Here is a 12,794-nt window from a genome sequence, read left to right as displayed (position 1 = left end):
ATTTGCATCCTGCATTGCCCGGACATCGTGCGCCGGTTTCTGCAGGGGCGACATTCATGACGCCCTGGGTTTACACCAAATCCCAACCCCGTGCGCGCCACAGTGCGGGCAGTTGCGTCATATCATCAAAGCGCGTCACCAGCGGATGATCCAACTCCGGATTGTGCGCATCAGCGCAGTAGTAAAATACCGGAATGCCCGCCGCGATCCCCGCACGCGCACCGGCTTCTGAATCATCCACCAGAATGCACTTCTCAATCGGCACCTGCATTTGCTCCGCCGCGTGATACATCAACTCGGGATCGGGCTTCCAGTGGTTAATGTCATAACCGCTGTACAGCCGACCTTCGAGGTATGGCAGCATGCCGGTTAAACCCAGCGAGTGCTGCATCTTCTTCACTGTCCCGTTGGAGACCACGCACATCGGCACTTTCACGCTTTCCACCAGCGCTTTGGCACCGGCAATCGGCTTCAGGTCGAGGTCAAACAGGCGGGCGACATCCGCGCGATACGCCGCTTCGAACTCGTCTAACGGCACCTCTTTCTGATGCTGCGCCAGTACATCCCGCACGATGTCATAGAGCTTTACCCCTTTGTACTGCTCAAACATCTGCTGCAAAGAGAGCTCAATACCGTATTGGGCAAAGGTGTTGACGTAGGATTGCGTACAGATCACTTCACTGTCGACCAGCGTACCGTCGCAATCGAAAAACACACATTCAACTGACATCGCACATCATCCTTTTATTAAACAGCCAGCTGACACTCTAGCGCACTGAGCGTAGAAAGCGACCCCGGCAACCGTTTGCGAATAATCAGTGTTTTGCTGCGCTAAAATCTATAGGATACGCGGCGATAAATTTTTTTCCGGGACAGTTGAATGAACAATCAGGGCTTGTTGCAGCGCATCTTTAAGCTGCAGGAACACGGCACAACCGCGCGCACCGAAGTGATCGCCGGTTTCACGACTTTCCTGACGATGGTGTATATCGTCTTTGTAAACCCGCAAATTCTGGGCGCCGCAGGCATGGATACTCAGGCGGTGTTTGTCACCACCTGTTTGATAGCGGCCTTTGGTAGCATCCTGATGGGGCTGGTGGCGAACTTGCCGGTCGCGCTGGCACCGGCGATGGGGCTGAACGCCTTCTTCGCGTTTGTGGTGGTCGGCGCGATGGGTTACTCATGGCAGGTTGGTATGGGGGCGATCTTCTGGGGCGCACTGGGTCTGCTGATCCTCACGCTGTTGCGTGTGCGCTACTGGATGATTGCTAATATCCCGATGAGTCTGCGCGTCGGCATCACCGCCGGTATCGGCCTGTTTATCGCCATGATGGGCCTGAAAAACGCCGGTATCATCGTGCCGAATGCCGACACCATTGTGACGGTCGGGAACCTGACCTCGCATAGCGTACTGCTGGGGGCGCTGGGCTTCTTCATTATCGCGATTCTGGCCTCACGCAATATCCACGCGGCGGTGCTGGTATCGATTGTGGTCACTACGGCGATTGGCTTAGCCATTGGCGATGTGAAATTCAGCGGTGTGTTTGCCGCGCCGCCGGCCGTGACCGCAGTAGTGGGTCAGGTCGATATTAAAGGGGCGTTCAACATCGGCATGGCGGGAGTGATCTTCTCCTTTATGCTGGTCAACCTGTTCGACTCTTCCGGCACGCTGATCGGTGTCACCGATAAGGCCGGACTGACCGATGAAAAGGGCACTTTCCCGCGTATGAAGCAGGCGCTGTATGTTGATAGCATCAGCTCGGTGACCGGTTCGCTCATCGGCACCTCTTCAGTGACGGCGTATATCGAAAGCTCTTCCGGCGTGGCGATTGGTGGCCGTACCGGCTTGATGGCGGTCATCACCGGGATTCTGTTCCTGCTGGTGATGTTCCTGTCACCGCTGGCCGCGATGGTGCCTTCTTATGCGGCGGCAGGTGCGCTTATCTATGTGGGAGTCTTGATGACGGCGTCACTGTCACGCGTGCGCTGGGACGATCTCACCGAAGCGGTCCCGGCGTTTGTCACGGCGGCGATGATGCCATTCAGCTTCTCGATCACCGAAGGTATCGCGCTGGGCTTCATCTCGTACTGTGTGATGAAGCTTGGCACAGGACGCTGGCGTGAAATCAGCCCGTGCGTGGTGATTGTTGCCCTGCTGTTTGTGCTAAAAATCGCGTTTATCGACGCGCACTAAAAACAACAGGCCGCGATTGCGGCCTGTTTTGTTAGAGATGTCCGATTTCCTGGGGTGTGGGAGTGAGGCTGGTCAGACGCAGTGAGCGCGGGCCAATATTCGGTTTGCTCATTTCAACGTCGCGCAATGGGTGCCATTGCTGTTGTGCATCAATCTCCCACAGGCATAAGCGCTCAGTGCCCGGAGAGAGCGCGCACGACCACACCAGCATCGGCTCGGCATCACAGACCGCCTGAATATCCGGAAACACGCTGGAGCGCAGACGGCCGGCAGCAGGGTGCAACTGCAGCGAACCGGCACCGTTCTCACTTTCACCGGTCAATTTGAGGATGCTCTGGCGCAGTGTCCAGATTTGCGTCACCGCTTCCATAAAATCCTGCTGCGCGTTGATCCACGCTTTCTCACCCGATGAGAGATCCTGCGTGAGCGTGTCCTGCGTCTGACGGCTGTGGGCGCGGACAATCTCCATATCCAACCCCGCACGTCCGCCTTCTTCCGCCAGCAGCACACCGACCATATTACCGGCGTACGCAATACTAAAGTCAGGGAGGTTAGGATCGGCAAAGCAAGGTCGTCCGCTGCTGGTGGTCACAAGCGGCGGGAGTTCACGAATGCCATAGACACGCAGCATCAGCTGAGCCAGCAATTCGCGTGCGGCGAGAAAACGGCTACGGCGCTTGTCAGGGAAGCGCTCGGCGCTGTTAATCACATCCTGTGGAACCCGAAACAGCTCTGAAGAGAGCGGCGAGTTACCCATCCAACGTACAAAATGACTAGCCATCTGTCGCTCCGTGAAAATGGTCAGATAATCATCGGCGCTATTGTAGGAATTTTCTCAGAGGTTTGCATCCGGCATAACATGCAATGACCAAAAATCAGATAAGACCGAAGCGGCGGCTAATCCCATCAGTTGAATTTGCATATAACGCTTTTGCTGATTTTGCGCGGATAGGGTGCCGTAAAGTCTGAGGTAGTGTAGGATTTGGGCAACCAAAAGCACATCTAAGTGCGTGAACAATCCACCTCAAGATAATCGTGCCCATCGCAGCAGCATGCACGTCGGAGTTTTTTTATGTCAGTAACTTCACTTACTCGCCAGGAATCAATCTCACTTGATGAATTTCGTCATGGTATGCGCCGCCTGACCGCAGGCGTTTCTTTAGTGACCACTGAGTTTCAGGGCGAAAAGCTGGGTCTGATTGCGACCTCCGTTAGCTCACTGGCTGCCGAGCCGCCAAGCCTGCTGGTGTGTGTTAATCGTAGTGCATCCAGCCACGACGCATTTGTGAATGCTGGCCATTTCGCTGTGAACGTCTTGCGTGAACAGCATGACGATTTATGCGCGCAGTTCAGTCAGTCTGCACGTCGCGCAGAACGCTTCCAGAGCGGTGAGTGGCAAACGCTGAACACCGGTGCACCGGTGCTGGCTGATGCATTGGTGAGTTTTGACTGCCAGCTGGAGAAAGTGGTGGAGTGGAATACGCACAGCGTGCTGCTGGCGCGCATCGTTGGCATTTCACTGCCAGGTGAAGCGGCGGAGCCGATGGTCTATTTCAACAGCGGTTTTCACTCGCTGGGCTAACGGTGCAAAGTGGGCGTCGCATGGCTTGCGACGCCTATGCTCAATCAGGCAAATTTGCTGGCTTCATCAAAGCCCAGACGCGGTAAACGCGCATGCAGTTTGCTGGCCTCGCCATAGCCCAGATTAATCAGTAAGTTCACCTGCCATTTGCTTTCGCTGAAGAAGGCTTCATTGACTTTTGATGGGTCAAAACCGGACATCGGGCCGGCATCCAGGCCCAGCGAACGTGCCGCCAGAATCAGATAACCCGCTTGCAGGCTGCTATTGCGGAAAGCCGTCTCTTTAGCCAAATCCGGGCTGCTGGTGAACCAGCTACGCGCATCACCGTGCGGGAAGAGTTTGGGCAGCGCTTCATAGAACTCAGGATCCCACGCCACGATCACCGTTGCCGGTGCTGCCATGGTTTTGTCCACGTTGCCGGAGGAGAGCGCAGGTTTCAGCTTCTCTTTGCCTTCCTGCGAAGTGACAAACACGAACCGTCCTGGTGAACAGTTGGCTGAAGTCGGGCCGAGCGCGGTCAGGCTATAGAGTTGCTGCAGCACATCGTGAGAAATCGGTTTGTCCTGCCAGTAGCTGTGGGTGCGAGCGTCATTGAACAGCGCGTTCAGCGCCACGCTGTCGAGCGGTGTACTCATGTTTCTCTCCTGTTCAGGCAGCAACTTGCGCCTAATGTTTAGCATGAATCGTGGGTGAGGCCGATACGCTTTAGCACGGGCCAGCGATCGTTATACTGCAAAGGAGAGGGGGTGCCAAATAACAAAGACGCATGTTTCCCCCAACCAAACAGTGATGGGGGAAACAGGGTAAAGACTACTTACCAATACAGAAACTTGAGAAAATCCTGCCGAGCAGGTCGTCGGAGGTGAATTCACCGGTGATCTCGCTCAGCGCCTGCTGAGCCAGACGCAGCTCTTCCGCCAGCAGTTCACCGGCCCATGCACCCAGCAGCTGGTCTTTACCCTGCTGTAAGTGAGTGGCTGCTAACTCTAATGCCTGCAGATGGCGTCGGCGTGCCAGGAAGCCACCTTCCATATTGCCAGAGAAGCCCATGCTCTGTTTTAGATGGTCGCGCAGTGCATCCACGCCTTCCCCCGTCCGCGCAGAAAGACGAATCAGTGAGTGATCATTCACTTCTGTCAGACCCAGCACTTCGCCGGTCATATCGGCTTTGTTACGCACCACAGTAATCGGCAGTTGTGCCGGTAAACGTGCGACAAAATCAGGCCAGATTGCGGCCGCTTCGGTGGCGTCGGTGGTGGTGCCATCGACCATAAACAGCACGCGATCGGCTTGCTCGATTTCCTGCCAGGCGCGCTCAATTCCAATTCGCTCAACTTCATCACTGGCTTCACGCAGCCCCGCAGTATCGATGATGTGCAGCGGCATGCCGTCGATATGAATATGCTCACGCAGCACGTCACGCGTGGTGCCAGCGATATCGGTGACAATCGCGGCTTCACGACCGGCGAGGGCATTCAGCAAGCTGGATTTACCGGCATTAGGACGACCAGCAATCACCACTTTCATTCCTTCGCGCAGCAGGCTGCCTTGACGCGCTTCGGCGCGCACGTTATCAAGATCGCCGATCACCGCATTAAGCTGACCTTCGATTTTGCCGTCAGACAGAAAATCGATCTCCTCATCCGGGAAGTCGATAGCGGCCTCCACGTAGATGCGCAGGTGAGTGAGTGCTTCCACGAGTGTATTGATGCGCAGGGAAAATGCGCCTTGCAGTGAATTCACGGCGGAACGCGCGGCCTGCTCTGAACTGGCGTCGATCAGGTCGGCGATCGCTTCCGCCTGCGCCAGATCGAGTTTGTCGTTTAGGAAGGCTCGCTCGGAAAATTCACCTGGCTGGGCAATGCGTACACCCGACAGCGCCACAATGCGTTTCAGCAACAGATCCAGAATGACCGGGCCGCCGTGCCCCTGCAGCTCCAGCACATCTTCGCCGGTGAAAGAGTTGGGGCCAGGAAACCACAGCGCAATCCCCTGATCCAGCACGCTGCCATCCGCATCGTTGAACGGCAAGTAGTCGGCATAGCGCGGCTTCGGCAATTTGCCGAGTACGGCTTGCGCGACGTCAGCGGCTTTGGCACCGGAAATACGCAGAATACCGACGCCGCCACGGCCAGGAGGCGTCGCCTGGGCAACAATGGTGTCGCTGTGGCTCATGTCTTTCTCTCTTTTCACATAAAAAAACAGGGCGACATAAATGCCGCCCCTTGAGTATACGCTGCTGCTGTTGCAGTCAGACGTTACGCTTTCTTCTTGTCGCGGCTGTGCAGACCACGTTTTTCCAGCCCGCGATAAATCAGCTGCTGCTGGAGGATGGTCACCAGGTTACTGACGATGTAGTACAGCACCAGACCCGCAGGGAACCACAGGAAGAACACGGTAAAGATAACCGGCATGTAGGTCATGATCTTCTGCTGCATCGGATCGGTCACGGTGGTCGGTGACATCTTCTGGATGAAGAACATGGTGATACCCATGATAACCGGCAGAATGTAGTACGGATCCTGCGCGGAGAGGTCATGAATCCACAGAATGAACGGTGCATGACGCAGTTCAATCGAACCTGACAGCATGTAGTACAAGGCCAGGAAGATAGGCATCTGGATAACCAGCGGCAAGCAGCCACCCAGCGGGTTCACTTTCTCTGCTTTGTACAGCGCCATCATTTCCTGGCTCTGCTTCTGCTTGTCATCGCCCAGACGCTCACGCATTGCCTGAATCTTCGGCTGCAGCATGCGCATCTTCGCCATGGAGGTGTACTGCGCTTTGGTCAGCGGGTACATGATGCCACGAACGATGAAGGTGATAACGATAATCGAGAAGCCCCAGTTACCGATAAAGCTGTGCAGGAACTTCAGCAGCTTAAACAGTGGCTGAGAGATGAACCACAACCAACCGTAATCTACAGTCAGATCCAGGTGAGGCGCGATAGCGGCCATCTTGTCCTGGATTTCTGGCCCCAACCACAGGGTCGCGCCCAGGTCTTGCTGTGCGCCTGCTGCCACGGTCACCGGTGAAGATTTATAACCGATTGCCGCAACGCCGTTACCGAGGTTGCTGGTGTACAGGGTGTTGTTACCCTGAGTACGTGGCACCCAAGCCGTTGCAAAGTACTGCTGCAGCATCGCCACCCAACCATTGCTGGTGGTCGCGTTCAGGTTCTCGTTATCCGCGATGGTATCGAATTTGTATTTTTCGTATTTCGCTTCGCTGGTCGAGTACGCTGCGCCACGGAAGGTGTGCAGGGCAAAGTTGTTGCTGCCGGTATCACGATGCTTCGGCAGATCAATGGTCTGCTTCAGCTGACCAAACATCGACACTTCCAGCGGCTGCTGCGAGGCGTTATTGATGTTGTAGTCAACGTTAACCGCGAAGTCGCCACGCTTGAACACGAAGGTTTTGGTGTAAACCACACCTTTTTCATCGGTCCAGGTCAGTGGTACGCGCAGCTCGGTCTGGCCATCGGCCATCTCGAAGTGATCCTGAGTGGTGGTGAACAGCGGACGAGCGCCATTGTTCGGGTTATCCGGACCATTACGACCGGTTAAGCCACTCTGCGCCTGATAAACGAAGGCAGGGGTGGTTTCCAGCAGCTGGAACGGTGCGTCTGAACCCAGTTTGTCCGGGTAAGTCAGCAGCTGTGCCTGCTCAATATCGCCACCGCGAGTATTGATGCTGAGTGACAGGACATCAGTCTTAACGGTGATCGTTTGGCCCTGACCGCTAGCCGGCACGCCGGAAGAGGCGGCATCACCCGCTGCGCTGCTTGTGTTCTGCGTGGTCTGAGTCTGCTGTGGCTGCGGAGCGTGGTCCGTCTGCCAGGCTTGCCAGATCATAAAAGACACGAACAGAAAAGCGATGAGAAAGAGATTGCGTTGCGAATCCATCGTTAATGTTCTCTGGTATCAAAGGTTTTTGGCGGCACAGGATCGTCACCACCCGGGTTCAAAGGGTGGCATTTTAATACGCGTTTTATCGTCAACCAACTACCTTTTACGACGCCGAAACGACGTAATGCCTCAATCCCATACTGCGAGCAGGTGGGATGGAACCGACAATGAGGTCCAAGTAGTGGGCTGATGGCGCGTTGATAAACGCGTATCAGGGCGATCAGGAGCCGCGAGCCAGGCGACAGTGACGACGCCATAGTTTCTCCAACGCTTCCGTTAACGCACGGTTATCGAGGTCAGCAATCCCCTTTTTCGCCACGATGACAAAATCCATCGCAGGCAGCTCATGTTGGCGCAGACGAAAGCTTTCGCGGGTCAATCGCTTGATCCGGTTGCGTTCATGGGCGCGTTTCACATGCTTTTTGGCGACGGTAAGACCGATGCGGGGATGCCCCAGCGAGTTAAGGCGGCCGAGGATGGTGATTTGCGGCGTACCGGCTCTTTGTGGCTGCTGGAAGACGAAAGTGAAATGAGTGGGAGTTAACAAACGTAACTCCCTGGGAAATGCGAGCTTAACCACGAGGGTTAGCTTTATTACTTAGAAACGGTCAAACGAGCACGGCCTTTAGCACGACGACGTGCCAGAACCTGACGACCATTTTTTGTTGCCATACGAGCACGGAAACCGTGTGAACGGTTGCGCTTCAGTACGGACGGTTGAAAAGTGCGTTTCATGGCGATTTCTACCTAAACTTGAAAATTTTCACTGGGTGACGCGTTTTCGGGCCAGTAAATCGACCGACGCCTCAATGTGTCTTTAATAAAGAGGCGGGATTGTAATAATTGTACAGTCCAGAGTCAATTTACTTCGCAGTTCGCGGCACCTGGAAACCAGATACAGCCCGCTGATTCCGGGCATCAAGGCTTCACGCAATAATGCCGGGTGGGGAATTATACGGGCTATAGGGTAAAGCGCAAGGATCGCGCCGGATCTTCTTGCGATCAATTTGCAGATTTATTGCGCGGAAACGAGAGGCGACCAGAAAAATTGCCTCTTTCAGCAAGATCACCGCTCGCTTTTTCCACAGAAAGCGTAAACTCATTAGCGCTTCACTAGCCTGTGGATAAATTGGATCAAAACTGTGTAGAAAGGGAAGATCTCTGTGCCGCTTTGCGCTATGATCCGCCCTTCCGCTGACGATCCTCACTGCGATCGCCAGGGATGACTACCGCGGATAGCGGTCGCAGGCGCTTTCTGATCGCCTGTGTCAAAAAAGACAGTTTCTATTATTAGCGCCTGAAATTCTTATCGATTTTGTACGAGTGGAGTCCGCCGTGTCACTTACGCTTTGGCAACAGTGTCTTGCCCGTTTGCAGGATGAGCTTCCTGCCACCGAATTCAGCATGTGGATTCGTCCGCTGCAAGCTGAATTAAACGACAATACGCTGACCTTGTATGCACCAAATCGGTTTGTACTCGACTGGGTTCGGGATAAATATCTCAATAGTATTAATGGGCTGCTGAATGAATTCTGCGGTCCGAATGTGCCTTTGCTGCGTTTTGAAGTGGGCACGCGCCCGGCTGCGCAGGTTGCAGCCAGCCAGCCAGCCATGGCGGCTTACAGCACCCCTGCTCCTGTTGAAAACCGTCCTGCTCCGGCGCAAATCTTGCGTCCAAGCTGGGACTCAGTGCCCGCCCCGGCGGATGTTACCTACCGCTCAAATGTGAATAACCGCCACAACTTCGATAACTTCGTTGAAGGTAAATCTAACCAGCTGGCGCGCGCGGCGGCACGTCAGGTGGCGGATAATCCTGGTGGGGCTTACAACCCGCTCTTCCTTTATGGCGGAACCGGTTTAGGTAAAACTCACCTGTTACATGCAGTGGGAAATGGCATTATTGCGCGCAAGCCGAATGCCAAAGTGGTTTACATGCACTCAGAACGTTTTGTGCAGGACATGGTAAAAGCGCTGCAGAACAACGCCATTGAAGAATTTAAGCGTTATTACCGCTCCGTCGATGCACTGTTGATCGATGACATTCAGTTCTTTGCCAATAAAGAGCGCTCGCAGGAAGAGTTTTTCCATACCTTTAACGCCCTGCTGGAAGGCAATCAGCAGATCATTTTGACCTCGGATCGCTATCCAAAAGAGATCAATGGTGTTGAAGATCGCCTGAAGTCGCGCTTTGGCTGGGGATTAACCGTCGCGATCGAGCCGCCTGAGCTGGAAACGCGTGTGGCGATCCTGATGAAGAAAGCGGATGAAAACGATATTCGCCTGCCGGGAGAAGTCGCCTTCTTTATTGCCAAGCGTCTGCGCTCCAATGTGCGTGAGCTGGAAGGGGCACTGAACCGCGTCATCGCCAATGCCAACTTTACCGGCCGCGCGATCACCATCGATTTCGTGCGCGAAGCGCTGCGAGATTTACTGGCGCTGCAGGAAAAGCTGGTCACCATCGATAACATCCAGAAAACGGTGGCCGAATACTACAAGATCAAAGTCGCGGATTTACTGTCGAAGCGCCGTTCGCGCTCGGTGGCACGTCCGCGTCAGATGGCAATGGCAATGGCGAAAGAGTTGACCAACCATAGCCTGCCGGAAATTGGCGATGCGTTTGGTGGCCGCGATCATACCACCGTGCTCCATGCCTGCCGTAAAATTGAGCAGTTGCGTGAAGAGAGCCACGACATCAAAGAAGATTTCTCTAACCTCATTCGAACATTATCTTCCTGACGCATATGAAATTTATTGTAGAACGTGAGCAGTTGCTGAAACCACTGCAACAGGTTAGCGGCCCGCTTGGTGGACGCCCGACCTTACCGATCCTCGGAAATTTACTGTTGCAGGTGAGTGAAGGCGTACTGCGTCTGACCGGCACCGATTTGGAAATGGAGATGGTGGCCCGCGTTGCATTAACGCAGCCCCACGAGCCCGGTGCGACCACCGTGCCCGCGCGTAAATTCCTCGATATCTGTCGCGGTTTGCCAGAGGGGGCGGAAATTAGCCTGACGCTTGAAGGTGACAGAATGCTGGTGCGTTCTGGCCGCAGCCGTTTTTCCTTATCGACGCTGCCCGCCACTGACTTCCCTAATCTGGATGACTGGCAGAGCGAGGTGGAGTTCACCTTGCCACAGGCCACGCTGAAACGTCTGATTGAAGCAACCCAGTTCTCGATGGCGCATCAGGATGTGCGTTACTACCTCAACGGCATGCTGTTTGAGACCGAAGGTGAAGAGTTGCGCACCGTCGCCACCGATGGTCACCGTCTGGCGGTATGCTCCATGCCGATTGGCCAGGCGTTGCCTAACCATTCGGTGATCGTGCCACGTAAAGGTGTGATTGAATTAGTTCGTTTGCTTGATGGCGGCGAGACTCCGCTGCAGGTACAGATCGGCAGCAGCAACATTCGCGCCCACGTTGGTGACTTTATCTTTACCTCTAAGCTGGTTGATGGCCGTTTCCCGGATTATCGCCGCGTATTGCCGAAAAACCCGGACAAAGCGCTGGAAGCGGGATGCGATCTGCTGAAACAGGCGTTTGCCCGTGCAGCGATTCTCTCGAATGAGAAGTTCCGCGGTGTTCGTATCTATATCACCGAAAATCAGCTCAAGATCACCGCTAATAACCCAGAACAGGAAGAAGCGGAAGAGATGCTGGATGTGTCGTACAGCGGCACCGAGCTGGAGATTGGTTTTAACGTGAGTTACGTGTTAGATGTGCTGAATGCGCTGAAGTGCGAGAACGTGCGTTTGCTGCTGACCGATTCGGTTTCGAGTGTGCAGATTGAAGATGTCGCCAGCCCAGCGGCGGCATACGTCGTCATGCCAATGCGCTTGTGATCTTATAGCGGGCTAACTTACTCGCTATTTTGCCCCCGGGCAGTGCTCGTCCCTGGTCACATACTTCAGTATGCTCCCAGGGTCTGCGCGCTGGCCGTGAGCAAACTAGCTTTGCCGTTAACGCCCTCGATAGCAGGGTTAGGTGAAAACCACTTCTTAATGCGCAGCTGGATTCGTTCATGGCTTTAACCCGCCTCCTGATTAAAGATTTCCGCAACATCGAACAGGCCGATCTCACGCTGGCACCAGGCTTTAATTTCCTCGTGGGTGCTAACGGCAGCGGTAAAACCAGCGTGCTCGAAGCTATTTATACCCTCGGACATGGCCGCGCATTTCGCAGTTTGCAGGCTGGACGCGTCATTCGTCACGATCAGGATGCGTTTGTCCTGCACGGACGAATTGAAGGCAGTGAGCGCGAATTGGCCGTGGGGCTGACCAAAAATCGCGCCGGTGATAGCAAAGTGCGCATCGACGGCAGCGACGGTCATAAAGTGGCGGAGCTGGCGCAATTGCTGCCGATGCAGCTGATCACCCCTGAAGGGTTTACTTTACTCAACGGCGGCCCCAAATACCGTAGAGCCTATGTGGATTGGGGCTGTTTTCACTCGGCGCCCGGCTTCTTCAACGCGTGGAACAATTTGCGGCGATTGATGAAACAGCGTAATGCCGCGCTGCGACAAGTTTCACGCTACAGCCAGATCCGCCCGTGGGATCAGGAACTGGTGCCGCTGGCCGAACAGATTAGCCAGTGGCGAGCCGAGTACAGTGCGGCGATCTCCAAAGAGATCATCGCCACCTGTGGTCAATTTTTACCAGAGTTTGAGTTGTCGTTTTCCTTCCAGCGCGGCTGGGATAAAGAGAGTGACTACGCAGAACTGCTGGAACGCAATTTTGAGCGCGATCGCGCGCTCACCTACACCGCCAGCGGCCCGCACAAAGCGGATTTTCGCATTCGTGCAAAAGGCACGCCGGTGGAAGATTTACTCTCACGCGGTCAATTAAAGCTGCTGATGTGTGCACTGCGTTTAGCGCAGGGCGAATATCTGACGCGCAGCAGCGGACGTCGCTGTTTGTACCTGATTGATGACTTTGCCTCGGAGCTGGACGATTCGCGTCGTCGGTTGCTGGCCGAGCGCCTGAAAGCCACGCAGGCTCAGGTATTTGTCAGCGCCATTGGTGTCGAACATGTAATCGACATGAGTGACGAAAAGGGCAAGATGTTCCGCGTGGAACAGGGTAAAATAGCGGTTCAACCTGAAGATTAAATG

At 54.8% G+C, this 12,794-nt stretch carries 13 protein-coding genes; 5 read left to right on the top strand and 8 right to left on the bottom strand.

Annotated features, from left to right (window positions below):
• Positions 1-70: 70 nt before the first annotated feature.
• A complete protein-coding gene (gene yieH / locus AC1MDE_RS10860; RefSeq protein ID WP_479401332.1) occupies positions 71-730 on the bottom strand; it encodes a 6-phosphogluconate phosphatase in 660 nt (219 codons plus the stop codon).
• Between the two features lie 150 nt (positions 731-880).
• On the opposite strand from yieH, the gene AC1MDE_RS10855 reads away from it, so the two are divergent.
• Positions 881-2,194 carry an NCS2 family permease gene (locus AC1MDE_RS10855; protein ID WP_058961700.1) on the top strand — a complete coding sequence of 438 codons (1,314 nt, stop codon included), beginning with the start codon at positions 881-883 and terminating at the stop codon, positions 2,192-2,194.
• Positions 2,195-2,225: 31 nt separating this feature from the next.
• Here AC1MDE_RS10855 and AC1MDE_RS10850 read toward each other — a convergent pair whose 3' ends face one another.
• Positions 2,226-2,975 (bottom strand): 4'-phosphopantetheinyl transferase family protein, encoded by a 750-nt coding sequence (locus AC1MDE_RS10850; RefSeq protein ID WP_479397885.1) that lies wholly within the window; start codon positions 2,973-2,975, stop codon positions 2,226-2,228.
• Between the two features lie 291 nt (positions 2,976-3,266).
• Here AC1MDE_RS10850 and AC1MDE_RS10845 point away from each other — a divergent pair, with 291 nt between their 5' ends.
• On the top strand, positions 3,267-3,776 hold the full coding sequence (locus AC1MDE_RS10845) for a flavin reductase family protein (RefSeq protein WP_034830017.1): 510 nt from the start codon (positions 3,267-3,269) through the stop codon (positions 3,774-3,776).
• 44 nt (positions 3,777-3,820) lie between these two features.
• On the opposite strand, the gene AC1MDE_RS10840 is transcribed toward AC1MDE_RS10845, so the two are convergent.
• The 6 genes from AC1MDE_RS10840 to rpmH form a co-directional block, all read right to left on the bottom strand.
• Complete coding sequence (locus AC1MDE_RS10840; protein WP_038643955.1) at positions 3,821-4,411, bottom strand: malonic semialdehyde reductase; 591 nt, start codon at positions 4,409-4,411, stop codon at positions 3,821-3,823.
• A 175-nt stretch (positions 4,412-4,586) separates the two neighbouring features.
• Positions 4,587-5,951, bottom strand: a complete 1,365-nt coding sequence (gene mnmE, locus AC1MDE_RS10835) for a tRNA uridine-5-carboxymethylaminomethyl(34) synthesis GTPase MnmE (protein ID WP_038643954.1) — start codon at positions 5,949-5,951, stop codon at positions 4,587-4,589.
• Positions 5,952-6,034: 83 nt separating this feature from the next.
• Positions 6,035-7,681 carry a membrane protein insertase YidC gene (gene yidC, locus AC1MDE_RS10830; protein ID WP_038643953.1) on the bottom strand — a complete coding sequence of 549 codons (1,647 nt, stop codon included), beginning with the start codon at positions 7,679-7,681 and terminating at the stop codon, positions 6,035-6,037.
• Between the two features lie 2 nt (positions 7,682-7,683).
• Positions 7,684-7,941 (bottom strand): membrane protein insertion efficiency factor YidD, encoded by a 258-nt coding sequence (gene yidD / locus AC1MDE_RS10825; protein WP_007893564.1) that lies wholly within the window; start codon positions 7,939-7,941, stop codon positions 7,684-7,686.
• The gene (gene rnpA, locus AC1MDE_RS10820; protein WP_034830013.1) at positions 7,905-8,264 is read right to left on the bottom strand and encodes a ribonuclease P protein component; all 360 of its coding nucleotides are present in this window, start codon (positions 8,262-8,264) and stop codon (positions 7,905-7,907) included. Before rnpA ends, yidD begins: the two co-directional genes overlap by 37 nt.
• A gap of 14 nt (positions 8,265-8,278) precedes the next feature.
• Entirely contained in the window at positions 8,279-8,419 is a 141-nt protein-coding gene (rpmH, locus tag AC1MDE_RS10815) for a 50S ribosomal protein L34 (protein WP_000831330.1), read from the bottom strand.
• A gap of 600 nt (positions 8,420-9,019) precedes the next feature.
• Between rpmH and dnaA the strand changes: the two genes are divergently transcribed.
• The 3 genes from dnaA to recF all read left to right on the top strand — a co-directional run bounded on the left by dnaA (position 9,020) and on the right by recF (position 12,791).
• A complete protein-coding gene (gene dnaA, locus AC1MDE_RS10810; RefSeq protein WP_034830012.1) occupies positions 9,020-10,420 on the top strand; it encodes a chromosomal replication initiator protein DnaA in 1,401 nt (466 codons plus the stop codon).
• Between the two features lie 5 nt (positions 10,421-10,425).
• On the top strand, positions 10,426-11,526 hold the full coding sequence (gene dnaN / locus AC1MDE_RS10805; RefSeq protein WP_034830010.1) for a DNA polymerase III subunit beta: 1,101 nt from the start codon (positions 10,426-10,428) through the stop codon (positions 11,524-11,526).
• A 179-nt stretch (positions 11,527-11,705) separates the two neighbouring features.
• On the top strand, positions 11,706-12,791 hold the full coding sequence (gene recF / locus AC1MDE_RS10800; protein ID WP_480344556.1) for a DNA replication/repair protein RecF: 1,086 nt from the start codon (positions 11,706-11,708) through the stop codon (positions 12,789-12,791).
• Positions 12,792-12,794: the final 3 nt, after the last annotated feature.

The organism is Pantoea folii, from assembly GCF_056678875.1.
The sequence above is the reverse complement of the archived record's forward strand: the minus strand, read 5'-3'. Positions and strand labels throughout refer to the sequence as shown.

Coding starts and splice junctions, on each gene's coding strand:
- yieH (WP_479401332.1), bottom strand. CDS start 730: ATGTCAGTTGAATGTGTGTTTTTCGATTGCGACGGTACGCTGGTCGAC.
- AC1MDE_RS10855 (WP_058961700.1), top strand. CDS start 881: ATGAACAATCAGGGCTTGTTGCAGCGCATCTTTAAGCTGCAGGAACAC.
- AC1MDE_RS10850 (WP_479397885.1), bottom strand. CDS start 2,975: ATGGCTAGTCATTTTGTACGTTGGATGGGTAACTCGCCGCTCTCTTCA.
- AC1MDE_RS10845 (WP_034830017.1), top strand. CDS start 3,267: ATGTCAGTAACTTCACTTACTCGCCAGGAATCAATCTCACTTGATGAA.
- AC1MDE_RS10840 (WP_038643955.1), bottom strand. CDS start 4,411: ATGAGTACACCGCTCGACAGCGTGGCGCTGAACGCGCTGTTCAATGAC.
- mnmE (WP_038643954.1), bottom strand. CDS start 5,951: ATGAGCCACAGCGACACCATTGTTGCCCAGGCGACGCCTCCTGGCCGT.
- yidC (WP_038643953.1), bottom strand. CDS start 7,681: ATGGATTCGCAACGCAATCTCTTTCTCATCGCTTTTCTGTTCGTGTCT.
- yidD (WP_007893564.1), bottom strand. CDS start 7,941: ATGGCGTCGTCACTGTCGCCTGGCTCGCGGCTCCTGATCGCCCTGATA.
- rpmH (WP_000831330.1), bottom strand. CDS start 8,419: ATGAAACGCACTTTTCAACCGTCCGTACTGAAGCGCAACCGTTCACAC.
- dnaN (WP_034830010.1), top strand. CDS start 10,426: ATGAAATTTATTGTAGAACGTGAGCAGTTGCTGAAACCACTGCAACAG.
- recF (WP_480344556.1), top strand. CDS start 11,706: ATGGCTTTAACCCGCCTCCTGATTAAAGATTTCCGCAACATCGAACAG.